Origin of the sequence: Massilia aurea (genome assembly GCF_040790145.1) — a bacterium.
In the GTDB taxonomy this organism is placed as follows: domain Bacteria; phylum Pseudomonadota; class Gammaproteobacteria; order Burkholderiales; family Burkholderiaceae_D; genus Telluria; species Telluria aurea_C.
Genome location: NZ_JBFMMP010000007.1, coordinates 26418 through 50116, shown reverse-complemented (window position 1 = coordinate 50116; position 23699 = coordinate 26418). Strand labels below are relative to the sequence as shown.

22 protein-coding genes and 1 riboswitch are annotated in these 23699 nt (G+C 64.4%); of the genes, 8 read left to right on the top strand and 14 right to left on the bottom strand.

Annotation, left to right across the window (positions count from 1 at the left end; all coding sequences use genetic code 11):
• Positions 1 to 53: 53 nt before the first annotated feature.
• The 4 genes from AB2N08_RS12395 to AB2N08_RS12380 form a co-directional block, all read right to left on the bottom strand.
• Positions 54 to 1316, bottom strand: coding sequence for an STAS domain-containing protein (locus AB2N08_RS12395; RefSeq protein WP_367610955.1), 1263 nt, complete (start codon positions 1314 to 1316; stop codon positions 54 to 56).
• Between the two features lie 269 nt (positions 1317 to 1585).
• Positions 1586 to 2035 carry an RNA polymerase-binding protein DksA gene (dksA, locus tag AB2N08_RS12390; RefSeq protein ID WP_367610954.1) on the bottom strand — a complete coding sequence of 150 codons (450 nt, stop codon included), beginning with the start codon at positions 2033 to 2035 and terminating at the stop codon, positions 1586 to 1588.
• Between the two features lie 254 nt (positions 2036 to 2289).
• Positions 2290 to 3357, bottom strand: a complete 1068-nt coding sequence (locus AB2N08_RS12385; RefSeq protein ID WP_367610953.1) for a CobW family GTP-binding protein — start codon at positions 3355 to 3357, stop codon at positions 2290 to 2292.
• Positions 3358 to 3510: 153 nt separating this feature from the next.
• A complete protein-coding gene (locus AB2N08_RS12380; RefSeq protein WP_367610952.1) occupies positions 3511 to 4416 on the bottom strand; it encodes an alpha/beta fold hydrolase in 906 nt (301 codons plus the stop codon).
• Positions 4417 to 4557: 141 nt separating this feature from the next.
• Here AB2N08_RS12380 and AB2N08_RS12375 point away from each other — a divergent pair, with 141 nt between their 5' ends.
• Positions 4558 to 5271, top strand: a complete 714-nt coding sequence (locus tag AB2N08_RS12375; RefSeq protein WP_367610951.1) for an autoinducer binding domain-containing protein — start codon at positions 4558 to 4560, stop codon at positions 5269 to 5271.
• A 20-nt stretch (positions 5272 to 5291) separates the two neighbouring features.
• Here the strand turns inward: AB2N08_RS12375 and xerC are convergent, their stop codons facing one another.
• The 4 genes from xerC to AB2N08_RS12355 form a co-directional block, all read right to left on the bottom strand.
• Complete coding sequence (xerC, locus tag AB2N08_RS12370) at positions 5292 to 6242, bottom strand: tyrosine recombinase XerC (protein WP_367610950.1); 951 nt, start codon at positions 6240 to 6242, stop codon at positions 5292 to 5294.
• Positions 6243 to 6247: 5 nt separating this feature from the next.
• Positions 6248 to 6913, bottom strand: coding sequence for a DUF484 family protein (locus tag AB2N08_RS12365; RefSeq protein WP_367610949.1), 666 nt, complete (start codon positions 6911 to 6913; stop codon positions 6248 to 6250).
• A gap of 108 nt (positions 6914 to 7021) precedes the next feature.
• A complete protein-coding gene (locus AB2N08_RS12360; protein ID WP_367610948.1) occupies positions 7022 to 8302 on the bottom strand; it encodes a porin in 1281 nt (426 codons plus the stop codon).
• 213 nt (positions 8303 to 8515) lie between these two features.
• Complete coding sequence (locus AB2N08_RS12355; RefSeq protein ID WP_367610947.1) at positions 8516 to 9565, bottom strand: porin; 1050 nt, start codon at positions 9563 to 9565, stop codon at positions 8516 to 8518.
• Positions 9566 to 10032: 467 nt separating this feature from the next.
• Between AB2N08_RS12355 and AB2N08_RS12350 the strand changes: the two genes are divergently transcribed.
• Positions 10033 to 11655 carry a tetratricopeptide repeat protein gene (locus AB2N08_RS12350; protein WP_367610946.1) on the top strand — a complete coding sequence of 541 codons (1623 nt, stop codon included), beginning with the start codon at positions 10033 to 10035 and terminating at the stop codon, positions 11653 to 11655.
• A gap of 23 nt (positions 11656 to 11678) precedes the next feature.
• On the opposite strand, the gene dapF is transcribed toward AB2N08_RS12350, so the two are convergent.
• Genes dapF through AB2N08_RS12335 form a run of 3 tightly spaced genes read right to left on the bottom strand, consistent with a single transcriptional unit; the run spans position 11679 to position 14252 of the window.
• Complete coding sequence (dapF, locus tag AB2N08_RS12345) at positions 11679 to 12530, bottom strand: diaminopimelate epimerase (protein ID WP_367610945.1); 852 nt, start codon at positions 12528 to 12530, stop codon at positions 11679 to 11681.
• Positions 12531 to 12534: 4 nt separating this feature from the next.
• A complete protein-coding gene (locus AB2N08_RS12340) occupies positions 12535 to 13398 on the bottom strand; it encodes an LpxL/LpxP family acyltransferase (RefSeq protein WP_367610944.1) in 864 nt (287 codons plus the stop codon).
• Positions 13395 to 14252 carry a lysophospholipid acyltransferase family protein gene (locus AB2N08_RS12335; RefSeq protein ID WP_367611110.1) on the bottom strand — a complete coding sequence of 286 codons (858 nt, stop codon included), beginning with the start codon at positions 14250 to 14252 and terminating at the stop codon, positions 13395 to 13397. Before AB2N08_RS12335 ends, AB2N08_RS12340 begins: the two co-directional genes overlap by 4 nt.
• 178 nt (positions 14253 to 14430) lie before the next feature.
• Here AB2N08_RS12335 and metK point away from each other — a divergent pair, with 178 nt between their 5' ends.
• On the top strand, positions 14431 to 15597 hold the full coding sequence (gene metK, locus AB2N08_RS12330; RefSeq protein ID WP_367610943.1) for a methionine adenosyltransferase: 1167 nt from the start codon (positions 14431 to 14433) through the stop codon (positions 15595 to 15597).
• Between the two features lie 85 nt (positions 15598 to 15682).
• Positions 15683 to 16306, top strand: coding sequence for a glutathione S-transferase family protein (locus tag AB2N08_RS12325; protein WP_367610942.1), 624 nt, complete (start codon positions 15683 to 15685; stop codon positions 16304 to 16306).
• Here the strand turns inward: AB2N08_RS12325 and AB2N08_RS12320 are convergent.
• Both AB2N08_RS12320 and AB2N08_RS12315 read right to left on the bottom strand, forming a co-directional pair.
• Positions 16290 to 16787: a hypothetical protein gene (locus AB2N08_RS12320; protein WP_367610941.1), complete on the bottom strand. Its 498-nt coding sequence runs from the start codon at positions 16785 to 16787 to the stop codon at positions 16290 to 16292. The genes AB2N08_RS12325 and AB2N08_RS12320 overlap by 17 nt on opposite strands.
• Positions 16788 to 16836: 49 nt before the next feature.
• Positions 16837 to 17979: a helix-turn-helix domain-containing protein gene (locus AB2N08_RS12315; protein ID WP_367610940.1), complete on the bottom strand. Its 1143-nt coding sequence runs from the start codon at positions 17977 to 17979 to the stop codon at positions 16837 to 16839.
• A 93-nt stretch (positions 17980 to 18072) separates the two neighbouring features.
• A riboswitch (S-adenosyl-L-homocysteine riboswitch) is annotated at positions 18073 to 18145 on the top strand.
• Positions 18146 to 18174: 29 nt separating this feature from the next.
• On the opposite strand from AB2N08_RS12315, the gene ahcY reads away from it, so the two are divergent.
• From ahcY to metF, 3 genes are all read left to right on the top strand, one after another.
• Positions 18175 to 19587, top strand: a complete 1413-nt coding sequence (gene ahcY / locus AB2N08_RS12310; RefSeq protein WP_367610939.1) for an adenosylhomocysteinase — start codon at positions 18175 to 18177, stop codon at positions 19585 to 19587.
• Positions 19588 to 19663: 76 nt separating this feature from the next.
• Positions 19664 to 20020, top strand: a complete 357-nt coding sequence (locus AB2N08_RS12305) for a phage holin family protein (RefSeq protein WP_367610938.1) — start codon at positions 19664 to 19666, stop codon at positions 20018 to 20020.
• Positions 20007 to 20837, top strand: a complete 831-nt coding sequence (gene metF / locus AB2N08_RS12300; protein WP_367610937.1) for a methylenetetrahydrofolate reductase [NAD(P)H] — start codon at positions 20007 to 20009, stop codon at positions 20835 to 20837. The genes AB2N08_RS12305 and metF overlap by 14 nt, the downstream gene beginning before the upstream one ends.
• Before the next feature lie 84 nt (positions 20838 to 20921).
• Here the strand turns inward: metF and AB2N08_RS12295 are convergent, their stop codons facing one another.
• The gene (locus AB2N08_RS12295) at positions 20922 to 21527 is read right to left on the bottom strand and encodes a 5-formyltetrahydrofolate cyclo-ligase (RefSeq protein WP_367610936.1); all 606 of its coding nucleotides are present in this window, start codon (positions 21525 to 21527) and stop codon (positions 20922 to 20924) included.
• Between the two features lie 32 nt (positions 21528 to 21559).
• Here AB2N08_RS12295 and AB2N08_RS12290 point away from each other — a divergent pair, with 32 nt between their 5' ends.
• Positions 21560 to 23584, top strand: a complete 2025-nt coding sequence (locus AB2N08_RS12290; protein WP_367610935.1) for a lytic transglycosylase domain-containing protein — start codon at positions 21560 to 21562, stop codon at positions 23582 to 23584.
• Positions 23585 to 23699 lie beyond the last annotated feature (115 nt).

Here is a 23699-nt window from a genome sequence, read left to right as displayed (position 1 = left end):
ATATGGACGCTGACGCTGCTGCTGCTGCTGCTGGCGTTCGGGGTGCTGTAGCGTCAGTAGCGGTGCGGATATAGCCGCACGCCATCGCCGGCACCGAGCAGGCGCAGCAGGGCCGCCACGAGGTGATTCAGTTCGCGCAGCTCGACTGTGCGGCCGGCGGCCACCTGCGAATCGAGCCGCGCCAGCAGGCTGCCAGCGCCAGCGTAGTCGATGCGCACCAGCCTTGAGCAGTCGAGCACGAGCATATCGCGTTCTGCTGCATAGGCATCGATGGCCGTCATCAGCCCCGGCTCCAGGCTGGTGATCAGGGCCGGCAGCATGAAGCGATCGCCCTGGCTCGGCGCTGGCGCGGCGGTTGAAACGTGCCGGGGCGTTTCAAACGAGGGTGGCGAGACCTCATAAGTGACGCAGTAATCCATCGCAGCTTCTTCGAAATCTTTCTCGCGATTGGTCAGCAGCAGCAATTCGAGCAGCAGCAGCCAGAGTGCCGGGCTGGCCCCGCGCTTGCCGATGACGAGCATCGGGCGCAGCGCCGTGATCAGGGTGTCGGCGCCGGCCAGCACCAGTTCGCGGTCGCTCGCGCGCAACGCTTGCAAGGCGGCCAGCAGGCAGTCGGCCCCGTCCGCATCGATGCTGCGTACCTTGCCGAAATCGAGGCGGACATTCGGCGCCGGCGCTTCGAGCACGCGCCGCAGGCGGGGCGCGACAGTCGCATCGAGCTGCGTGTCGAAGGTTTCGACGGCGGCCATGCCCAGCGCCGGCTGCGTCGCGACGGTGGCGGGTGCGAGCGGCTGCCAGGTCGGTGGCGATGTTTCGAAGTGGCTGGCGTAGTCGATCGCAATGCTCTCGAACGATTCTTCGCGGCCGTCGGCCTGGTACAGGTCGAACAGCATCCACCACGGCAGGCGCTCGTGGCGACCCAGGGTCGGCAGCGATTCGCGCAGCAATTGTTCGGCAGCGGCGACCTGGCCGTTGGCGTACAGGATGGCGCTTTCGTCGACCGCCGGCGCGCTGGCGGGTGCTGCGGCCTGGTCCGGAATGTCGTCGGGATCGGACGTGGCAACAATGGACGAGACGCCGTTTGCTGGGCGCCCGCCACTGTCCCAGGCCGGCTCGTCGTCGAACATGTCGGAGGCGAACTCGAGCTCGATCTCGTCGATCTTGGCAGCCGTGGCGCGGGCGATTTCGCGCTGGCGCTCGCGTTCGGCTTCAGAATCCAGGCGTGACGGTTCGCCGCGCAGGCGCGACTCGGGTGGCGGCCAGTTGGGCGCGGCCACCGCATCGTTCTTTTTCTTCAGGAAGGAAAAAAGCCCCATGCTTACCGTTGTCGTTGATAACCTGTCCACCCATGACCTTAGCACGGACCTTGACGACGTATGCTGCGCACACGTGATCGGGCATCAGTGTATCTTAAGGGAAATTACTGGATAGATTCGAGCGATTGTAGCGTGCGCGTCAGGGCAGGGCGGTGACTGTCATGACTCGTTACAACCATCAAGAACTGATATGCATACGCAAAAAAAGCATGCGACGGATCGCATGCTTTTCATTGCGGTGCCGGCTTGGTACCCAGCACGGTCATCAATCAGTCGCCGTACAGCTTCTGCTTGAGTTCGCGACGCTGCTGGGCTTCCAGCGACAGCGTGGCGGTCGGGCGGGCGATCAGGCGTGGGATGCCGATCGGCTCGCCGGTTTCTTCGCACCAGCCGTATTCGCCGCCGTCGATCGACTGGATCGATTGCTGGACTTTCTTGAGCAGCTTGCGCTCGCGGTCGCGCGTGCGCAGTTCGAGCGCATGTTCTTCTTCGATGGTTGCGCGGTCGGCCGGATCGGGAACCAGCACGGTTTCGCGCAGGTGTTCCGTGGTTTCGCCAGCGTTCTTGAGCAGTTCGCGCTCGAGTTCTTGCAAGCGGTTCTTGAAGAATGCGAGCTGGGCCGCATTCATGTAGTCGCCTTCGCCCATCGCGCGAATCTCGTCTTCCGTAATGATACGGTCGTCGGACTGGGCGGTATTCGGTTTCGTTGTTTTAGTCATGATGCCTTCGATACGACAGAGGTTTGCATTTTATCAGCTTGCTCATCAGTAACACCGCACAAAGGGTGCACGCTGGGCAAGCTGCCTTGATGGCGACGCTGCGCCATCCTATCTCCGTCCGCGCCGCATGGGCGGCAAGGGCGGTTCACCACTGGCTGTTTGACGCGCGTCGTGGCGGTACGTGCGGCCTGATCCGGCAAACTATCGACGCAAGGCGTCGGCCATGCCTGCTCGGCCAGTCAAACTGATGCAGTTTATACCAAACACTGTTCGAGTCCGCGGATAAATACGTCTTTTGGTAAATTTTTACCAATAAACACCATCTTGGTGGCGGGCACTTCATTCTCCCCCCATTTTGGCCCAACGTCGCTGCCCATGATCTGGTGCACGCCCTGGAACACGACCTTGCGATCGACGCCATCCATCCGCAATACGCCCTTGTAGCGCAGCATTTGCGGGCCGAACACCTGTACCAGGCTGCCGAGGAATTGTTCCAGGCGTTCCGGGTCGAACGCGCGTTCGCTCTTGAACACGAAGGCGGCGATGTCGTCGCTGTGGTGGCTGTGATGGTGGTCGTGGCTGCACGAGGCATCGTGAACATGGTCGTGGCCGCAGTCAGCCCCATGCTCGTGCTTGTGATCGTGGTCGTGCCCATCTTCACCATCGACGCGCAGGAAATCGGGATCGATGTCGAGCTTGTCGTTCAGGTTGAAGCCGCGCAGGTCGAGCACGTCGGCGATCGGGGCGCGGCCAAAGTCGCTCGTGGCGATCGGCGCGCGTGGATTGATGCGCTGCAGGCGCGCCTTGAGCGCACCGACGGCGGCGGCATCGACCAGGTCGGTCTTGGAGAGCAGGATCTTGTCGGCAAAGCCAACCTGGCGCTGGGCTTCCTCGTGCTCGGTCAATTGTTCCATCGCGTGGCGGGCATCGACCACGGTGACGACGGCGTCGAGCAGGTAGTGGGCGCCAACTTCTTCGTCGACGAAGAAGGTCTGGGCCACCGGGCCCGGATTGGCCAGGCCGGTCGTTTCGATGACCACGCGGTCGAAATGGATCTCGCCGGCCGCGCGTTTTTTGGCCAGGCTGTTCAGCGCTTCGATCAGGTCGCCACGTACGGTGCAGCAGATGCAGCCGTTGTTCATTTCGATGATCTGTTCGCCTGAATCCTGTACCAGGATCTCATTGTCGATGTTTTCTTCACCGAATTCATTCTCGATCACGGCAATGCGCATGCCGTGGTCTTCTTGCAGGATGCGGTTGAGCAGGGTGGTCTTGCCCGCGCCGAGAAAGCCGGTGAGGATGGTGCTGGGAATCAGGTCCATTGGTTCGCTACTCGTGGTTGACTTCAAGGTTGGACAAAAGAACCGGGGGATTATGCCGCAATTCTTGCAACCTCACCATCTAGCGTGTTTCGTGTTGATCGAGTTCAAAACATCACTCGATTATGCGACCTGATTTACCCGTTCGTTCGCCGGCTACTTGCCCGGCGCCGTCCCCTCGCGTGCAGCGCGCGCCGTCTCTGCGGCGGCAATCACATCGGCGATCGCTGCGATCACCAGTTGCGGCTCGTCCTGGTGAATATTGTGGTCGCTATACGGCGTGACCACATGGCTGCCGCGCTTGAAGCTGCGGAAAAAACGGGCATGCAGGTCGCGCCAGACCTCGACTGCGGCAGGGGTTTCCAGAAACAGCTGCGGCTGCTCGCGGCGCTGCACCGAGGTCAGCACCACCACCGGCACGTCCGGCAGCGGACCGGCCAGGCTCAGCTTGCCGCTGTCGAGGATCGCCTGCAACTGACTCAGTTCGGGCTGGAGCTTGGGCGGCATGCACTGCGCCAGCAGGCGCGTATCGTTGTCGACGGCGGCCGCGTCGAGCTTGCGCAATTCGATATTCTGGTGTTCGTCGCTGGGATCGACGAACACCATGCCGGCAATCTGCGCCGGATGGCGCGCGGCGTAGCTGCGAATCAGAAAGCCGCCGTAAGAATGGCCGACCAGCACGAAAGGCGGCTGCAGGCCTGCCGCCGCAATCAGTTCCTCCAGCTCGTCGGTGCGGCCGGTCAGGGTCGGTGTGCCGGGGCGTGGTGCCGACCGGCCATGGCCGGCGCGCGAGTAAGTCACGGCCCGGTTCGACTTGGCGACCTCGGGCGCCACCGCGCGCCACACGTTCAGGTCGCGTCCGAAGCCGGACTCGAAGATCACGGTGTACGGGCCGGTGCCCTGGCTGGCCATCTGCACCCGGTAGGGGCCGACGTCGAGCATGTCGTTGGCTGGCGCCGCTATCGCAGCGGGCGCGGGTGCGTGCGTGGGCGTTTCAGCGCTGGCGAACGCGCTCAGGGCGAACAGGATGGCACCGGCAGTACGGGACAGCTGGCAGGACATGGATGCTCCATAAAGTTAGTTGTCATCCAGCCCTGGTACAGCGACAATTGGACGCGAAGCAATATTCTAAGAAGCGTGGCAAGGCAGCGGTACTGTCATATATGACAGTCGGCTGGCGCAGGTCGAACAGGAGACGCAGTAGTGAACGAATCGATGGCTGACTGGCGCAACCGCCACCTGGAGGCCATGACGCGGGCCCAGGATTCGAGCGGGTTGTTTGCGGTCGTCACCAGGGCCGCGCGCGAACTCGGCTTCGACTACTGCGCGTACGGCATGCGCATGCCATTGCCACTGTCGAACCCGTCGACCGTCATGCTGAACAATTACCCGGTAGCCTGGCAGGCGCGCTATGCCGAACAAGGCTATCTGGCGCGCGATCCCACGGTGCAGCATGGCATCGCCTCACTCTTGCCCGTGGTGTGGAGCGAAGCCGTGTTCGCGGAGGCCCGGCCCCTGTGGGAGGATGCGCGCGGGCATGGTTTGCAGGTGGGCTGGGCCCAGGCCTCGCGCACTGCGGACGGCAGCGTTGGCATGCTGACGCTGGCGCGCTCGCAGGATGCGCTGTTCGACGCCGAGCTGGGCCAGAGTGAAGCGAATATGTCGTGGCTGGCCCACGCGGCGCATCAGGGGCTGGTCCGCCTGGCGCGTCCGGCCGGGGCGGCGATTGCGCTGAGCGCGCGCGAAGCCGAAGTGCTGCGCTGGATGGCCGACGGCAAGACGTCGGGCGAGGCTGGCATCATCCTGTCCGTATCCGAGCGCACCGTCAATTTCCACGTCGCCAATGCGTTGCTTAAATTGGGTGCGGCCAACAAGACCGGCGCCGTGGTCAAGGCCGCGCTGCTCGGCCTGCTTTAAGGGCGCTACCAGCCGGCCCGCTACGATCCCGGCTTGACCTTGGCGCGGGGATGGGCCGCGTCGTACACCTTTGACAGATGCTGGAAGTCCAGTGCCGTATAGATCTGGGTGGACGTGATGCTGGCGTGGCCGAGCAATTCCTGCACCGCGCGCAGGTCGCCCGACGATTGCAGCAGGTGCGACGCGAACGAGTGGCGCAGCACGTGCGGGTGCACGTGCACCGGCGTGCCGGCGCGTAGTGCATGCTGCTTGAGGCGGGTTTGCACGACGCGCGGCGTGATGCGCGTGTCGCGTGCCGACAGGAACAGCGCGGCGCCCCCGTCGCGCGCGGCAGGGCGCACCGCGAGCCAGCGTTCCAGCGCCTCGCGCGCCGGCCCGCCCACCGGCACCCGGCGCATCTTGTTGCCTTTGCCGGTCACCACCACTTCGCCCGCCTGCAGGTCGAGCCAGCCGAGCGAGCCCGGCTGGCCGGCGCGCGCATCTTGCCAGGCCACGTCCAGGCCGGCCAGTTCCGAAACGCGCAGCCCGCTCGAATAGAGCAGCTCGAACATCGCGTGATTGCACAGCTCGAACGGCTCGAGGTGGCCGCGCTGGTTTGCCTCCATCAATTGCACGGCATCGTCGACCGCCAGCGCCTTCGGCAGGCTTTGCGCACGTTTCGGGGCGCGCACGCCATCGACCGGATTGGCGTCCAGCATCGTCTGGTGCGACAGCCATTCATAGAAACCGCGCCAGCCGGACAGCTTGCGCGCAATGGTGCGTGCGGACTGGCCGCCGGCATGCAGCTTGCCGGCAAAGCGGCGGATGTCGGCGTGGACCAGCCGGGCCCAGTCGCTGTGGCCGGCCAAGCCGGCGAGCTCGGCCAGGTCGCGCCGGTAGGCGGCGATCGTGTGCGGCGACAGTTGGCGCTGGGTGGCCAGTTCGCCGAGGTAGCGCGCGGCCCAGTCGGATGGCGGGTCGCGCGTGTCCATGGGGCTCAAGCGCGCAGCGGCGCCAGGGCGGTGGTCGAGGTGGCGGCGATGTGGACCAGGAAGTCGGTCGACATCGCGGTGGTGAAGCGGGCCGGATCGGGTGAACCCAGCACCAGGAGGCCAAAGCTCTGGCCCGGCGGGCCGAGCGGCAGCATCACGGTCGAGCGGATCGATGCGGCATCGTCGAGCCAGCGTACGGCTTCGAAATCATTGTTCGGGCCGCAATACGGCGCGCGCAGGCTGTTGGCGAAGATGCGTGCGTCGTCCGAGACATTGCTGGCGAACCAGGCGTCGGCGTGTTCCGGCGCCACATGCCACAGGCGCAGCGTGACTTGCGGCACGATGAAGTGGGTGCGCAAGCCTTCGGTCAGGTCGCGCGCCATCGCGGCGCCGCCTTGCGAGACCAGCAGGGACTGGGTCCAGGCGTGGAAGCGATTGGCAATGCCGGCGTTTTCCTCGGCGCGGCGCGACAGGTCGGCCAGGCGCAGTTCAAGCGCGCGGAATTTGTCGCGCATCACTTCCATCTGGCGTTCCTGGAGCGACACGGCGCGGCCGGTCAGCGGACTCGACAGTTTCACTTCACCCAGCAGACCGGCTTGCTCCTGGAAGAATTCCGGGTGATCGATCAGGTATTGTGCGACGGTGCTGGCGTCCAGTGGTGCAGTGCTCATGGGGGAATGGGGTGTTGGAAAGAATCGAATCATTTTAACCGACGCAAGGCATTGCACCGGAGAACAAAAAAAGACGCCCGCAGGCGTCTTCGTGTGAACGGGACGAGGTCAGAAGCGGTGACGGATACCCAGTTGCAAGGCGCGGCCGTCGGCGCCCGGCGCTTCGGTAAAGCCGCCCGGATTGCCCGAGGTGCCTGGCGAGTACTGGGCTTCGTTGTCGTTCTTGATGAACGCCAGCGCCGTGTACAGGTCGGTACGCTTGGACAGGTAGTAGTTATAACCCAGCGCATACAGATTGGCATCGCTGTTGGACGCGGTGCGGTCGTTCTGGTGCGCGTACGACGCCACGATGCGGCCGTTGCCGATCTTGTAGTGGGCGCCGATCTGGTAGCTGTTGGCGTCCTGTTTGGTATTGGCCGAGATCGCGCCGGCGAAAATGGCGCGCAAGCCCTGCTGGGTCGCCACCGGAATGCCTTGCGCGGTCAGCGCCGGGGCCACGGCCGTGTCCCAGCCATTCAGGTAATCGGGAATCAGGGCCGAATTGTCGTTGCGCTGGCTATGGAAGCCGGCGAAGAATTTCCAGCTCTCGCCCAGTGCATACGAGCCGCCAACGGTCAGCGTGCGCAGGCTTGGTCGGTTCTGCTGGTCATAGCCATGGTTGTAGCCGACGCCGACATCGAAACCGTTGGCTTTGTACGTCACCGCGCCGGCGCGGAACTTGTTGTAGCGGCCGAGATAGCCGGAATTGCGCGCGCCGTACATCACCGAGCCGCCAAGGCCGTTCGGCAAGGCGATGCGGTACTGGATGGCTTCCTGCGAGCGGATGTCGGCGCCCAGCGCGGTGAAGCCGGCGGTGCCGCCGGTGATGTGACCCCAGGTGCCGGCGGTGCCCGATTCGAAGGCATCGGCCATATTGAAGACTTCATAGCCCGGGGTGTACATGCGGCCCAGCAGCACGGCGCCGACCGGCGTGATCAGGCCGACCATCGAGGTGCGGTCGAACAGCGCTTTTTCCTGGTTGACGGCCGGGGCGCCCGGCGGCTGGATGGCCGCTTGCAGACGCTCGCGGATGGCGACCGGGATGCGTTCCATGCCGCGCAGCAGGTAGCGGCCCGGATTGTCGTTCATCAGCGTCGGCTGCTGCGAACCGGTGTCGAGCTCGACCCGTGCTTCGAGATTGAAAATCGCCTTGTAGCCGTTGCCCAAGTCTTCGGAGCCGCGCAGGCCGAGGCGCGAGCCATCAGCGCCGCCGCTATAGATCTTGGCCGGGCCACCTTTTTGCCACATCACGCCGGCATCGGCAATGCCGTAGATCTGGACGCTGGTCTGGGCCAGGGCGGTGCTTGCAAACGTCGCGCCGAGCAGGGCGGCGATCAGGCTTTTGTTCATCTTGTCTCCATATTATTTTCTTGTCGCGTAGCATGAGCTCGCCACGCAAATATGCCACTGCCTTGCCGTACTGTACAGAACGCTCGTGCGGAAACGGCCAGGCGGGGCGGCGTCGTTGTGAAAAGGCTACAGAGCGTTGCAAACGACGAGGGCGAGCACCGTTGCCGATGCTCGCCCTGGAGAAGGTCGCGGCATGCGCCGCGTTGCCCGTTGTCAGAACGTGTGGTGAATACCGATGTCGTACTGGTTGATGGTGCCCGGGTTGGTCAGGAGCCCCTTCTTGCGCGAGACGTCGAAATACAGGTAGGTGCGCTTGGACAGGCTGTATTCATAGCCCAGCGACAGTTGCTTGACCTTTTCCAGGCCGTCGGTGTCCTTCTGCCCGTAGCCGGCGAGGAGTTTGCCGGGCCCGACCGTGTAATTCGCGCCCACGACCCATGAACTGGTCTCGGTACTGAACAGGCGGGTGTTGTCTTCGTCGAGACGGGTGAACGTGCCCATCAGCTTGAGTTCCGGCGTCGGGTTGACCGAGGCGCCAATGGACCACACCTTCGACTCGACGGCGTTGCGCTCGTAAGCCGCCATCAGGGCAGCCGGGCCGTTGTTGTACGTGCCCGAGATCGAGAACGGATTGGCCGAGGCCTCGGCGCCGGCAGCGTATTGGGGCGCAGTCGCGCTGCCACGGCCGATGATGGCCACGCCGCCATTGTTTTCTTTGGTGGCGATGGCGGTGTTGAGCTGGAAGCCATTCACGACCGGCGAGTTGTACCAGACCGCGTTCGACCAGCGGTTGCCGGAAGAACCGACCGGGTCGAGTGGCTGCGAGCTGTAGCCGGCCACGCTCAGGTCGGTATAAAAGCCACCCGCGGTTTCAATGGCGTGGAACGGCTCGAAGGCGCCGATGGTTTCGTGGAACGGGGTCAGGCCGCGGCCGATGCGCAGCATGCCGAAGTCGCCCTGCAGGCCGACGCGGCTCTGGCCCTGGAACAGCCGGCGCGCATTGCCATCGGGACCGATTTCATTGCTGCCAGTGTCCGGCTCATAGCGCGTTTCAAGTTGGAACAGGGCCTTGAGGCCATTGCCCAGGTCTTCGGTGCCTTTGAAACCGAGGGTGTTGGCGGAACGTTTGCCGATGCTGACATTCTGACCGCTGCGCTTGACGACGCCGGCATCGAGGTTGCCGTAGACCTGCACTGACGTCTGCGCATGGGCCGCACCGGCGCAAGCGCCAAGCAGTGCGACGACCAGGAGAGAAGTCTTCATGGGGAAATCCTGTAATCAAGGTGAACACGTACATCTGGAGCGTTGAGACTCTGGCTGAACGCGCGATACGTGCACCTTAAATGTTTCAAACGTCAAGACTAGCTAATAGGTCAATTATCGGCGGGGCGCTGCGCTCCTTGCCAATAAATCGAACCGTGCTGTTGTATTTTTGAAACGAGCGGCATGAAACGTGTCAACCGAACATCTTGAACGCTTCGTTATGGCGTTGCCGAGGCCGCCGCAATGGTTTGCCTTGCAGTTATCCGGAACAGTTTCATCGGTTTCAGGCTGTTTTGCGACCCATCAATCGGCCCCGGAATCCAATCGAATCGTTATGCGTCACGGCTTAGACTCTGGCCTCAGTCACACAGCAGCGCCGCGCGGTCACGATCGCTGTATATTTGCAAATTCCGCGTTGCCGCCGTGTGTTGCAGGCTCACCTTCCACGTCTTACACGTATTCCAACGATGGCTAACCGCGAAGAACTGGCGATCATCCGCAATGCCCGTGCCGGCCAGGTGGCGGCCCAACTCGAATTGGGCAAGCTGTACCTGTTCGGTAGTTCCGGCTTGCCGCAGAGCCTTCCCACCGCGCTGCACTGGCTGGAGCGCGCGGCGCGGCAAGATTGCCCGCCGGCCTGGCAATTGATCGGCAACCATATTCCGCTCGAACTGGCGCAGCGCGATGTGGCGGGCGTGTCGCAGTGGTACGAACGCGCCTATGACGACGGCAGCGTGCATGCGGGGCTCGTGTTTGCGCAACTGGTGCTCGATCCGCTGGCCCCGGTCGGGCAGCAACCCCCGAAAGCCGTGCGCGCGCTCGAAGATGCCGCGCGGGCCGGGTTCTCCCATGCCCAGATGCTGCTCACCCAGCAGCGCAAGCAATCTGCGAACAGGCCCGTGGCGCCGGTCATGGCCGTGCGCATCCCGGCAGCCCAGAGCGCGTCGAATGTCGGGCGGCCCGCGCCGGCGCATGGCGCTTCCACGGCGCAGCACGCGGCACTCGATGCGCTATGGTTCGCGCGGCGCTGGGCCGACTATCTGCGCCTGGCATTGCCGCAGTCGCGGGCGCTGGTGGCCGAGCACGGCGAGCCGGGCGACATGCGCCGGTTTGCGCCGGACGAGATCGCGCTGCTGTCGCGTTGCGCGCGCCTGATGGATCCCGCGCTTGTTGGCGTCGGCGGCGTTGAAGGCGTGGCGGTGGAGGGTGCCGCGGCCGAGCCCTGCGATCCCGGCGAGCTGGCCGTCTTCTGGGAACTCGCGGCAGCCGAGCACGATCCTTACGCGCAACTGGCGCTGGGCCTGCGCTTTGCGCGCATGCACGTGGATGGGCGGCGTATTGGCAGTGGCGATGTGTACTTCGCGCACGTTGCCAATTTCAAGAAGGCGATCCGGTGGCTGACACTGGCGGGCGAACAGGGGCTGGCCGAGGCGTGGTACGCGCTGTCGCGCATCTATATCAAGCCTGAATTTTCACAGCGCAATGTCGCCGATGCGCAGCGCTACCTGGAGCGCTCGGCCGAGATGGGGTATCGCGACGCGCAGCTTGAATGCGGCCACAACGCCTGGCGCGCGCGTCGCGAGAATGAAAACAACGATGTGCGGTCAGTGTATTGGCTGCAGAAGGCGGCGGCGCAAGGCGCGCCAGACGCGGCGGGCTTGCTGGACAAGATCGCACCGCGCTTGACCACTGCGCCGTACACCGCCACGGGCGCCTTGCTGGCGCGGCACGCCGGGGTGCTGGCGGCGCATCCGCTGCTTGCAGCGCGCCTCGAACTGGCGCGGCTGTTCAACCTCACGCGCGCCGAAGCGTTGCTGCTTGATGTGGGCGCCGCCGACCAGGGCCACTGCATGGTGATCGATATCCGCGCCAGTTACGGCCGCAGCAAACGGCGGCTGGTGATGGTGGCGTCGACGCTAGAGCGCCAGGCGCTCGACCGCATCGTGCGCCGGTTCGAACCGGTCGATTGTGGCCCGGCAGGGCCGGAAGGCAACTACCGCCAGCGGCTGTACCGGCTGCGCACGCTGCTCGATGTCGCAGGCCCGGGCGACGATGGCGACGACGAGGCCGATGTTGAGTTGGCGGCTTGACGCGCAGGCGGCCGCACGCCGGCTCAGATCTCGACTTCGCCTTCGAACACCGAAACAGCCGGGCCGCTCAGATACACCGGCTGGCCCGGGCCAGCCCAGGCGATGCTCAGTTCGCCGCCACGGGCCGACACACGCACCGGTGAATCGATCAGGCCGCGTCGGATGCCGGCCACGACCGCCGCACAGGCGCCGGTGCCGCAGGCCAGCGTCTCGCCCGCGCCGCGCTCGAACACACGCAGGCGAATATGGTGACGGTCGACCACCTGCAGGTAGCCGGCATTGACCCGCTTTGCAAAGCGCGCATGGCGCTCGATCAGCGGGCCGGTTGTTTCCACCGGCGCCGCATCGACATCGTCGACCACCTGCACCGCATGCGGATTGCCCATCGAGACCACCGACACGAAGACGGTTTCATCGCCCACCGGCAACGGCCATAGCATGTCGTCGCCCTGGGCCATGCCCGCCAGGCCGGCCGCGTCGAACGGCACGTCGGCCGGCACGAGGCGCGGGGCGCCCATGTCCACCGTGACGCTGCCGTCGTCTTCCAGGCGCGGGTTGATGATGCCCGACATGGTCTGCACGCGAATACTGCGCGCCTGGGTCAGCCCCTTGTCGACGACAAAGCGCACGAACGCACGCGACCCGTTGCCGCATTGCTCGACCTCGCCGCCATCGTTGTTAAAGATGCGATAGCGAAAGTCCACGCCCGCTTCGGTCGGGCGTTCCACGACCAGGATCTGGTCGGCGCCGATGCCGAAACGGCGGTCGGCCAGGCGGCGCCATTGCTCCACGCTCAGGTCGACCTGCTGGTTGATCGCATCGACGACGATAAAGTCGTTGCCGGCGCCGTGCATCTTGGTGAATGTCAGTTTCATGGCTTTAATCGTACAGCGAAGGTTCACCCGGCGGCCGGGTTTTAAAACGTTTGTGGGTCCAGAAATATTGCTCCGGCGCTTCGCGCACGCGCTCTTCAATAAAAGCGTTCATGCGGCGGGTCGCTTCGACCATATCGTCGCCCGGATAATTCTCCCATGCCGGATAAAAGCGCACGCGCCAGCCCTGGTAATTCGGCAAATAGGTCGCGATCACGGGGATGACCTTGGCGCCGGTGGTGCCGGCAATGCGGCCCAGCGCGGTCAGCGTCGCGGCAGGCACGCCGAAGAATGGCACGAACTCGGCATCCTTTTCGCCGAAGTCCATATCGGGCAGCATGAAGTAGGGCAGGCCGTCGCGCAGCGCGCGCAGGATCGGCTTGATGCCTTCCTTGCGCGTCACCAGGCGCACCGGGCCGTAGCGTTCGCGGCCGTGGCGCAGCAGGCGGTCGAAGGCTTCATTCTTTTGCGGCACGTACATGCTGCACACGGGAATCACACGCGCGCCGATGCCGGCCACGTCCAGGCACACGAAGTGCGGACACAGCAGGATCGTCGGGCCGTCCTGCATCGCGGCCAGCGGCACCGATGGCTCCACCTGGATCAGGCTGCGCACGCGTTCTTCCGGCGCCCACCACAGGATCGAGCGCTCGAAAATACTGCGCGCGTAGGCGCGGAAATGTGCCTTGGCCATCGTGCGGCGCGCGCGCTCGTCGAGCTCTGGCAGGCACAGGCGCAGATTGGTCAGCGCGATCTTGCGGCGCTTGCCCAGGATCAAAAACATCAAACTGCCGACCGCCTCGCCGAAGCGACCCAAAATGGGTAATGGCAAGAAATGCAGCAGCCACATAAACCCCAGCAAGATCCTCATGGCGTAGCCTCGCTGTCCGGGCCCACCACGCCGTCCGGCTGCTTGTAGCGGTTATAGCTCCAGAAGTACTGTGCCGGCGCGCGGGCAATCAGTTGCTCCATTGCGCGGTTGATGGCGGCCGCCTGCTCGGCGCCGGTGCAGGACAGGTCGCCATCGAATTCCACGAAGCGCACGATGTAGCCTGCGCCATTGGGGCGGCGCTCGGCGTATACCAGCAAGATATCTGCTTTGCCGAGCTGGGCCAGCTTGGCCGGCAGCGTCATCGTGTAGGCGTTGCGGCCGAAAAATGGCGCCCAGACGCCTTCGCCTTCTTGCGGCACCTGGTCCGGCAGCAAGCCGATCGGCTGGCCGCCCTTGAGCGTCTTGGCCAGGATGCGCACGCCCGACAGATTGGCCGGCGCCAGATGCAGGTTGTGGCGCGCGCGGGCGCCTTCGACCAGCGGTTTCAACGCGCTCTTGCGCGGCGGGCGATACATGACTGTCAATGCCGTGCGCAGTGCGATTTGCTGCGCCGTCATTTCAAAGCAACCAAGGTGTGGCGTAAGAAATACAATCCCGCGACCGGCGTCGAGCCGCGCCTGGACCAGACCCCAATTCTCCACCGTGGCATGCCTGGCAACCCGCTCCGGATTGGCGCACCAGACGAACGCGAGCTCGATGGCGGCCTTGCCGGCTTCGGCCACGGCCCCGCGCCAGTGCGCGTCATAGCCGGCCTGGATCAGATTGGCGCGCAAGCGCTTGCGATACGACGGCGACAGGCCATACACCACCCAACCCATCGCGGCGCCCAGGGCGTGCAAGAGTGGCAAAGGAAAAACTGATAATGTTCGAAAAAGGACAACTAGCATGACGATTGATGGGTGGTATGCACGACGTGCGTTTCCACACCAAAATTCCAAGGAAGCGTAAAATACCACTTTATGCTGGATCCGCCGAGTTAACAGACAACTTGCGAAGCGGAATATAAATGTCGCTAAAGCGTCGCAGGCTCAGTTTGCTGCGGCAGAATTATGACCCGTACCAGGAGCCTTCATGTCGAACGACTACCTCTTTACCTCCGAATCCGTTTCCGAAGGCCACCCAGACAAGGTGGCTGACCAAATCTCCGACGCGATCCTCGATGCGATCCTCGAGCAGGATCCAACCGCCCGCGTTGCTGCTGAAACGCTGTGCAATACCGGCCTTGTCGTGCTTGCCGGTGAAATCACCACCCACGCCAACGTCGACTATATCAAGGTCGCCCGCGACACCATCAAGCGCATCGGCTACGACAACACCGATTTCGGCATCGACTACAAGGGTTGCGCCGTCATGGTCTGCTATGACAAGCAGTCGCCGGACATCGCCCAGGGCGTTGACGAAGGCAAGGGCATCGACCTCGACCAGGGCGCCGGCGACCAGGGCCTGATGTTCGGCTACGCCTGCGACGAAACGCCAGAGCTGATGCCAGCAGCCATCTACTACGCGCACCGCCTGGTCGAGCGCCAGTCGCAGCTGCGCAAGGATGGCCGCCTGCCATGGCTGCGTCCGGATGCCAAGTCGCAAGTCACGCTGCGCTACGTGAACGGTCGTCCGGTCGCGGTCGACACCGTCGTGCTCTCGACCCAGCATCATCCGGACGTGACGCACTCGCAGATCGAAGAAGCCGTCATCGAGGAAATCATCAAGACCACGCTGCCGCGCGAGTGGCTCAAGGAAACGCGTTTCCTGGTCAACCCGACCGGCCGCTTCGTCATCGGCGGCCCGCAGGGCGATTGCGGCCTGACTGGCCGCAAGATCATCGTCGACACCTACGGCGGCGCAGCCCCGCACGGCGGCGGCGCGTTCTCGGGCAAGGATCCTACCAAGGTCGATCGTTCGGCAGCGTACGCCGCCCGCTACGTGGCGAAGAACATCGTTGCCGCCGGCCTGGCGCGCCAGTGCCAGGTGCAGGTCAGCTACGCCATCGGCGTGGCGCGTCCGATCAATATCACTGTGTACACCGAAGGCACCGGCGTGATCCCGGACGACAAGATTGCGGCCTTGGTCAACGAACACTTCGACCTGCGCCCGAAAGGCATCGTCCAGATGCTCGACCTGCTGCGTCCGATCTACACCAAGACCGCTGCCTACGGCCACTTCGGCCGCGAAGAGCCCGAGTTTTCCTGGGAACGCACCGACAAGGCAGCCGAGCTGCGCGCAGCGGCCGGCCTCGCATAAGTTCCTGACGCGACATTCGCGCCAGCACATCGAACCCCAGAAATTGCGCTGCAGTTTTTGGGGTTTTTCTTTATCAGGAGACCGCATGCTGAAAATTCTCGGAAAAGCCGCCTCGATCAATGTGCGCAAAGTCTTGTGGACGTGCAGCGAACTGGACATTCCGTTCGAGCGCGAAGACTGGGGCGCGGGCTTCCAGTCGCCATCGCAGGCGAGTTTCCTTGCGCTGAACCCGAACGCGATGGTGCCCGTCATCGTCGATGGCGACTTCGTGCTATGGGAATCGAACGCAATCTGCCGCTACCTGTGCGCGGGCAGCACCGAGCAGCACCTGCTGCCGGCCACGCCGCGCGCCCGTGCGCTGGTCGAGCAATGGATGGACTGGCAGGCCACCGAACTGAACAATGCCTGGCGCTACGCCTTCATGGCGCTGGTACGGGGTAGCCCGGCGCACCGCGATCCCGAGCAGATCGCGGCCAGCACGAGCAACTGGCACCGGCATATCGGCATCCTCGAGCGCCAGCTGGCCACCACCGGCGCCTTTGTGACTGGCGCGCAATTCTCGCTCGCCGATGTGGGGCTCGGCCTGTCCGTCAACCGCTGGCTGCTCACGCCGATGGAGCGGCCGCACTATCCGGCCGTGCTCGATTATGTCGAGCGCCTGGGTGAACGTTCCGGGTTCCGGACCTTTGGCGCTAACGGCGAACCGTGAGCCGGTAGGCGTGCCGCAGCAGCCATTCCTGCCGTGGCAGGCGGCTCGCGCGGCTGATCTGCAAGGTGTCGCCTTGCCGCAGCACGACCTGGCGCACCTCGACCGCCACGCCGTTTTCGATGCCGTTGCCGAATGCGATCAGCACCAGGTCGCCGCGCGCGTTGCTGCGATAGTCCCTGACCTGCAGCGGCGCGCTGGCTGCGCCCATCTGCAAGGTCGTCCCGTCGAACGTCCACTGCTCGCTTGAACGCACCGTCTTGCCCGGACCATCGTCGTAGGTAAAAGCCAGCCGTAGCGCAGTATCGGCAACGAGGCTGGTGGGCAGCGTGACGGCGTTGTCCGTCGTGTAGTCGCGGTATTGCAAAGTTCCTTCCCAGCGGCCCGCCAGCGCCTGGCCAAGGGGTGCTGGCGGCGCGGCTGCGGCCGGGGCCGGTACTTGGAACAGCGCGGTGAGCAATACGATTGCATAAACGAAAGGCATGATGAGGTCCGGTTCCGGCGCAGGACCATCCCGCGCCTCTGACCCGTATTCAAGCCTGTCGCGTCGCCGGCGTCGCCTCAAAAGCCGTCGGGGCGGCATGTTTCGTGATGTGAGCCGCGCGCCAGGCGCTGGGACTCATGCCGGTCTGCTCCCGAAACACCCGATTGAAACTCGCTTTCGATGAAAAGCCGCAGTCCAGCCCAAGGGCCAGCAGTTCTGCGGTCGGATCGTCGCGCATGCCTGCCTGCACCGCATCGACCCGCAACGCATTGATCGCGCCATTGAAATTGCGCCCCAGTCCCCCGTTGAAAGCGCGCGAGACATAACTCTCGTTGGTGCCAAGCCGTTGCGCCACGTCGGCCAGGCTCAGGCCCGGCTGGCGCCACCAGCCTTCGTCGCGGATGCGCGCATGCCACGCGTCTGCCGTTGCTTGCCAGTCGCGCCCGGCAGGTGCTGCCGGTGTCAGCGGGCGCATCGGTGGGAAGGCCCGTCCCGCGTGGCGCCAGCCTTCCAGCCCGAGCCACAGGATGATGCTTGAAAACGCCAGGTATTGCGGAAAGCGGTCGTAATAGGTGAGCGGCGCCACGAGCGCGCTGTACAGGTCGAAGCCGGTTGAGACCAGTAGCCACAGGCCCAGCGCAAGCAGCACGCTGGCCACCCACGGCTGGCGCTGCGCATCGCGGTCGCTGACGTGCTCGTGCAGCCAGTCGAGATAACGCCGCCGCAAGCGTGCCGCCAGCACCAGATACAGCCCCAGCGACAGTGCCCCTGCCACATCCTGCAGCGGCGAGATCCACGGGCCATGCACCTGCGCTTCCCAGGCGTGCTTCTGCGCGAGGGGCAGGGCAAAGGCCCACAGCATATAGTTCAGGTCGAGCGCGGCCGGCGCCAGGTGCCAGCCCCAGCGCGGGGGCAGCGCGGGCGTGGCCAGCCGCAGCAGGTACAGGTAGAGCAGCGGTCCGATGGCCAGGCGCAGGTCGAACGGCGCGAACGACAGCCACGGCCAAAGGTCGTAGGCGCCGGCAAAGCCCAGCACGTACGGCATCAGGCGCAGCACCGCGACGATCAGCAGCAGCGCCAGCAGGCGCTGGGCGCTGCGGTTGCCGCGCGCGCACCACAGCAGTAGCGCGACCAGCGCGCCGAAAGCGGCGGCCAGGCCAAGCGTTGTGCTCCAGGGACCGAATCGCAGCATGCCGCTTCCATTTGTCGTCGTCAGGTCGGCCCAGTGTACCCGTGGTCGTTCAGGCAAGCGTATCCATCGTGGATCAAGCGTGCTAAACTACTTCGTTCCGAGGAGCGTTGCGACTGAAAGCATCCTTTCAGCCAGGCTCGGATATCAGCAACTGCGCTCACGTTACTTTTTTCTAATCATTGAAAGGAGGGCGTGATGAACGCCGTACTCAAAGACACCGCCGACTATCTGGTCGCCGACATTTCCCTGGCCGCCTGGGGCGAAAAAGAAATCCGCATCGCCGAAACCGAGATGCCGGGCCTGATGGCGATTCAAGAAGAATACGCCGCCACGCAACCGCTCAAGGGCGCGCGCATTGCCGGTTCGCTGCACATGACCATCCAGACCGCCGTGCTGATCCGCACGCTGGAAGCACTGGGCGCCACCGTGCGCTGGGCATCGTGCAATATCTACTCGACGCAAGACCACGCTGCCGCGGCCATCGCCTCGGTCGGTACGCCGGTGTTCGCCGTCAAGGGTGAAACCCTGGACGAATACTGGGAATACACCCACCGCATCTTCGAGTGGCCAGGCGACAACCACGCCAACATGATCCTGGACGATGGCGGCGATGCAACCCTGCTGCTGCACCTGGGCGTGCGGGCGGAATCCGACATCTCGGTGCTCGACAAGCCGGGTTCGGAAGAAGAAATCTGCCTGTTCAACGCGATCAAGGGCCGACTGGCACGCGATCCGAAGTGGTACTCGAAACGCCTGCCAGAAATCAAGGGCGTGACCGAAGAAACCACGACCGGCGTGCACCGCCTGTACCAGATGCACCAAGAGGGCAAGCTGGCCTTCCCGGCCATCAACGTCAATGACTCGGTCACCAAGTCGAAGTTCGACAACCTGTACGGTTGCCGCGAATCGCTGGTCGACGGCATCAAGCGCGCCACCGACGTCATGATCGCCGGCAAAGTGGCCGTCATCGCCGGTTACGGTGACGTCGGCAAGGGCTCGGCCCAGGCCATGCGCGCGCTGTCGGCGCAAGTGTGGGTCACCGAAATCGATCCGATCTGCGCACTGCAGGCGGCGATGGAAGGCTACCGCGTCGTGACCATGGACTACGCCTGCGAACACGGCGACATCTTTGTCACCTGCACCGGCAACTACCACGTCATCACCGAGCAGCACATGCTCAAGATGAAAGACCAGGCCATCGTCTGCAATATCGGTCACTTCGACAACGAAATCGAAGTCGCCGCGCTCAAGAAATATGAGTGGGACAACATCAAGCCGCAGGTCGATCACGTTATCTTCCCTGATGGCAAGCGCATCATCCTGTTGGCCGAAGGCCGCTTGGTGAACCTCGGTTGCGGCACCGGTCACCCGTCGTACGTGATGAGCTCGTCATTTGCGAACCAGACGATCGCCCAGATCGAACTGTTCATGAACACCGCGCAGTATCCGGTGGGCGTGTACACGCTGCCGAAGAAGCTGGACGAAAAAGTCGCGCGCCTGCAACTGCGCAAGCTGAACGCCCAACTGACCACGCTGACCGATGAGCAAGCCAAGTACATCACGGTGAGCCAGGAAGGTCCGTACAAGCCGGAACACTACCGTTACTGATCGGTAGCTGTCCCGTTGTAATGTGAAACGCCTTTCGGGGCGTTTCGTTTATCTAAGTTCACGAAAGTCTGTACCGATGCGCCTGTTAATCACTTGGCTGATCAATGCCGCGGCCTTGATGGCCCTGCCTTACCTGATGCATTCCGTCGAAGTCTCGAGCGTCGGCACCGCCCTGATCGCGGCGCTGGTGCTGGGCCTGGTCAATACCCTGATCCGTCCCGTGCTGGTGCTGTTGACGCTGCCCGTGACGCTCGTGTCGATGGGCCTGTTCATCCTGGTCATCAATGCCGTGCTGTTCTGGCTGGTGTCGAATATGGTCGATGGGTTCGAAGTCGCCGGTTTCTGGTCAGCCTTCCTGGCAGCGATTTTGTACAGCATCATTTCGTGGGCGCTCTCTAGCTTGCTTCTCTCCGACAAAGATGGAAACTCCTGATTTCAGTATTGAGTTCTTCCCGCCCAAGACGCCGGAAGGCGCCGAGAAACTGCGCATCACGCGGGCCACGCTGGCCGAGTTGCAGCCCAGGTATTTCTCGGTGACGTTCGGCGCCGGCGGCAGTACCCAGCAGGGTACGCTGCAGACGGTGCAAGAAATCCAGGCGGCCGGCCACGAAGCCGCGCCGCACCTGTCGTGCGTGGGCGCCACGCGCGAGTCGATCCGCGCCGTCCTCAAGCAGTACCAGGACAGCGGCATCCGCCGCGTGGTGGCGCTGCGCGGCGATTTGCCGAGCGGTTACGGCGGCGCCGGCGAATTGCGCTATGCCAGCGACCTGGTCGAATTCATTCGCCAGGAAACCGGCGACTGGTTCCGCATCGAAGTGGCGGCCTACCCCGAAATGCACCCGCAGGCACGCTCGCCGCAGGACGACCTGCAAGCGTTCGCGCGCAAGGTGGGCGCCGGGGCCGACGCCGCCATCACCCAGTATTTCTACAATGCCGATGCGTATTTCTCGTTTGTCGACAATGTGCGCAAGCTGGGCGTGACGGTGCCGATCGTGGCCGGCATCATGCCGATCACGAACTATATGCAGCTGATGCGGTTCTCGGACATGTGCGGCGCCGAGATTCCGCGCTGGGTGCGGCTCAAATTGGCCAGTTTTGGCGATGACAGCGCATCGATCAAGGCGTTCGGGCTCGATGTGGTGACGGGCTTGTGCGAGAAATTGCTGGCCGGCGGTGCGCCGGGGCTGCATTTCTACAGCATGAACCAGGTGGCGCCGACGACGGCGATCTGGCAGCGGCTCAGGGGTTGAACGGCGGCGCATACGGCGGTTGAACGCGTCGGCGGCTACGCCGCCGACGCGTTCAAATAACGCTCGATATTCCCGCCCACCGCATTACGCCTCGGTAATCACCCGATCCAACGCCACATCGTGCGCGTCGCCAACAAACTCGACCATTTGGCACGCATACGCGATCCCCACCGTGCTCGGGCGCGGCTCGGGCGCCAGCGTACGGTCGTAAAATCCGCCGCCATATCCCACGCGATACCCCAGCGCATTGAATCCCAGGCACGGCACCAGCAGCGCCGGCGGGCGCGCCACCATCCGTAGATCGGCCGGCACCGCTACGCCCATGGCGTCAGTGACGGTCGGCTCGCCCGGCAGCCACTCGGCAAATTCCAGCGCCGCATGGCGCGCAACGACCACAGGCAGCGCCAGCCGTACGCCTGCCGCCGCCATTTCCGCGTACGCTGGCCCCAGGTCAGGCTCGCCCGCGAGTGGCCAGTAGACGGCCAGCGATGCGTGGGGATTGGTCTTCCACCACGCCAGCACCCGCGCCCCGATGCGCGCGTCCCACACGGCTTTGTCCGCCGGGGCGATGGCGCGCCGCCGCGCCTTGAGCGTGTTGCGCAACAACGCCTTATGTTGATGCAGTTGCTGTAGAGCACTTGCGTCTGGTGGCGGCACGGAGGCGCGTGGTATTCTTGGTTCGCCGGTCATGGTTTCAATGCAGCGTATTGTGAGAGTGGTAGATGTTTCAATCGAAATTGTCTGCCGGCGGTTTGCCGGCTGCTATTGCCCTTGTTCTGCAGCTGGCGTTCGTGCCAGGCGCAGCAGCCCAGGAAGACCCGGAAGCACCCGCGCCCGAGGTAGCACTAACCCCCGTTCCAGCAGGTGCGCCCAGCGTGGCGGGCGCGGCCAGTCGCGCCGACGACGACAACTTCATGTTGCTGCGCGAAGCAGCGCGCCAGAGTGACGATGCGCGGGCCAACGCCATCGCATCGCGCCTGCCCGTCACCAATTATCTGCTGGCGTCCTACGTTGACTATTATCGTCTGAAACCTCGCCTGCGCGATGCCATCCAGGACGAGGTGCTGCAAGTGCTGCGCCGCCATGAAGGCACGGCGGCCGCCGAGCAGTTGCGCGCCGAATGGCTGATGGAACTGGGCAAGCGCCGCGAATGGAATACGTTCGAGCGCGAAGCCGGCGCATTGGCCCAGTCGGGCAGCCTGCCGATCCGCTGCTACGCGCTGCTGGCCAAAGCCGAGCGGGGCGAGCGCGTGGCCGACGCGGCGCGCACGCTGCTCAAAACCCCGGCCGGCTATGGCGACGCCTGCGGCGCCCTGATTGCGCAACTGGTCGCCAACGGCCAGTTCACCGAAGCCGACCTGCTCACGCAACTGCGCCTGGCCGGCCTGGACAACGCCACCGGCCCGGCGCGGCGCGCCGCAGTGTTGCTGGGCTTGCCGGAAACCCGCGCCACCCAGGCGGTCGACATGCCGGCCGTGGCGATGGCGCGCGGCATCGGCAAGACCCGCGCCGAGCGCGAGCTGTACCTGGTCGCCGTGGGCCGCATGGCGCGTACCACGCTGCGGCTGGCCGTGGTCGGCCTGGAAAAAAACAGCGCGCAACTGACGAACGAAGAGCGCGCGATCGGCTGGGCCAATGTGGCGCTGGCCGCATCGATCGCGCTGGCGCCCGAAGCGCACGATTACTGGGAACGCGCGAAAGGCGCGCCCCTGAGTGATTTCCAGATGCAATGGAAGACGCGCATGGCGCTGCGCCGCGGCGACTGGAAAACCGTGCGCGCCACGATCGAGGCAATGCCGCCAGCCCTGCGCGCCGACTCGACCTGGGTATATTGGCTTGGCCGCGCGCACCAGGCCGATGGCCGGCCCGACGAAGCGCGCACGCTGTGGCAAAGCATCGCCGCCCAGACCACCTTCTATACCCAGCTGGCCCAGGAAGAGCTGGGCAACCAGGTGATCGCGCCACCGCCGATCACACCGATCACCGCCGCCGAGCTGGCCCAGGCCGCCAATAATCAGAGTCTGCAACGGGCGCTGAAGTTCTACGATTTGCGCCTGCGCGCGGAAGGCAACCGCGAATGGAGCTGGGGTTTGCGCAACCTGTCCGAACGTCAGCTGCTGGCCGCTGCCGAACTGGCACGGCGCAACGAGCTGCTCGACCGCATGGTCGAAACATCGCTGCGCACGCGCACCGAGCTGAGCTACGACCAGCGCTTCCCGGCGCCGCACCTCGAGGTACTCAAGCCCACCGCCCAGGGCCTCAGTCTCGACAAGGCCTGGGTGTATGGCCTGATCCGGCAAGAATCGCGCTTCATTCGCGATGCGCGCTCGGGCGTGGGGGCATCGGGCCTGATGCAGGTGATGCCCGCCACCGGCAAGTGGGTGGCGGCCAAGATTGGCTTGAACAACTTTGTCACCAGCATGCTCAATGACTTGCACGTGAATATCACGCTCGGGGCCAACTACATGACGATGGTGCTGAACAATTTTGAAGGCTCGCAAGTGCTGGCCACCGCTGCCTACAACGCCGGCCCGAGCCGCTCGCGCACCTGGCGCGGCCGGCTCGAGGCGCCAATGGAAGGCGCGATTTTCGTCGAAACCATCCCGTTCACCGAAACGCGCGGCTATGTGCGCAACGTGATGGCCAACGCCACCAACTACGCGTCAATCTTCGAGGGCAAGCCGCAATCGCTCAAGGCGCGCCTGGGCACGATCACGCCGCGGCCCGCCACGTCGGTGCTCGACTGACAGGCAAGTAAGCCAGCATGCGGCCCCCGCTGGCGGGGGCCGCCCACCTTGACAGTCGCGTCATTGGGCCGCAAGCTGACGCTGAAACCCCAGCCGTGCCGGGCGCCCAACCGCC

Bases quoted from the DNA above. Each gene is read 5' to 3' on its own strand.
- AB2N08_RS12295 (WP_367610936.1), bottom strand. From the start codon at position 21,527: ATGACCGGCGAACCAAGAATACCACGCGCCTCCGTGCCGCCACCAGAC.
- metF (WP_367610937.1), top strand. From the start codon at position 20,007: ATGGAAACTCCTGATTTCAGTATTGAGTTCTTCCCGCCCAAGACGCCG.
- xerC (WP_367610950.1), bottom strand. From the start codon at position 6,242: ATGGACACGCGCGACCCGCCATCCGACTGGGCCGCGCGCTACCTCGGC.
- AB2N08_RS12305 (WP_367610938.1), top strand. From the start codon at position 19,664: ATGCGCCTGTTAATCACTTGGCTGATCAATGCCGCGGCCTTGATGGCC.
- AB2N08_RS12340 (WP_367610944.1), bottom strand. From the start codon at position 13,398: ATGAGGATCTTGCTGGGGTTTATGTGGCTGCTGCATTTCTTGCCATTA.
- AB2N08_RS12385 (WP_367610953.1), bottom strand. From the start codon at position 3,357: ATGGACCTGATTCCCAGCACCATCCTCACCGGCTTTCTCGGCGCGGGC.
- AB2N08_RS12290 (WP_367610935.1), top strand. From the start codon at position 21,560: ATGTTTCAATCGAAATTGTCTGCCGGCGGTTTGCCGGCTGCTATTGCC.
- AB2N08_RS12355 (WP_367610947.1), bottom strand. From the start codon at position 9,565: ATGAAGACTTCTCTCCTGGTCGTCGCACTGCTTGGCGCTTGCGCCGGT.
- dapF (WP_367610945.1), bottom strand. From the start codon at position 12,530: ATGAAACTGACATTCACCAAGATGCACGGCGCCGGCAACGACTTTATC.
- AB2N08_RS12315 (WP_367610940.1), bottom strand. From the start codon at position 17,979: ATGCTGCGATTCGGTCCCTGGAGCACAACGCTTGGCCTGGCCGCCGCT.
- ahcY (WP_367610939.1), top strand. From the start codon at position 18,175: ATGAACGCCGTACTCAAAGACACCGCCGACTATCTGGTCGCCGACATT.
- AB2N08_RS12365 (WP_367610949.1), bottom strand. From the start codon at position 6,913: ATGAGCACTGCACCACTGGACGCCAGCACCGTCGCACAATACCTGATC.
- AB2N08_RS12360 (WP_367610948.1), bottom strand. From the start codon at position 8,302: ATGAACAAAAGCCTGATCGCCGCCCTGCTCGGCGCGACGTTTGCAAGC.
- metK (WP_367610943.1), top strand. From the start codon at position 14,431: ATGTCGAACGACTACCTCTTTACCTCCGAATCCGTTTCCGAAGGCCAC.
- dksA (WP_367610954.1), bottom strand. From the start codon at position 2,035: ATGACTAAAACAACGAAACCGAATACCGCCCAGTCCGACGACCGTATC.
- AB2N08_RS12395 (WP_367610955.1), bottom strand. From the start codon at position 1,316: ATGGGGCTTTTTTCCTTCCTGAAGAAAAAGAACGATGCGGTGGCCGCG.
- AB2N08_RS12380 (WP_367610952.1), bottom strand. From the start codon at position 4,416: ATGTCCTGCCAGCTGTCCCGTACTGCCGGTGCCATCCTGTTCGCCCTG.
- AB2N08_RS12350 (WP_367610946.1), top strand. From the start codon at position 10,033: ATGGCTAACCGCGAAGAACTGGCGATCATCCGCAATGCCCGTGCCGGC.
- AB2N08_RS12320 (WP_367610941.1), bottom strand. From the start codon at position 16,787: ATGCCTTTCGTTTATGCAATCGTATTGCTCACCGCGCTGTTCCAAGTA.
- AB2N08_RS12325 (WP_367610942.1), top strand. From the start codon at position 15,683: ATGCTGAAAATTCTCGGAAAAGCCGCCTCGATCAATGTGCGCAAAGTC.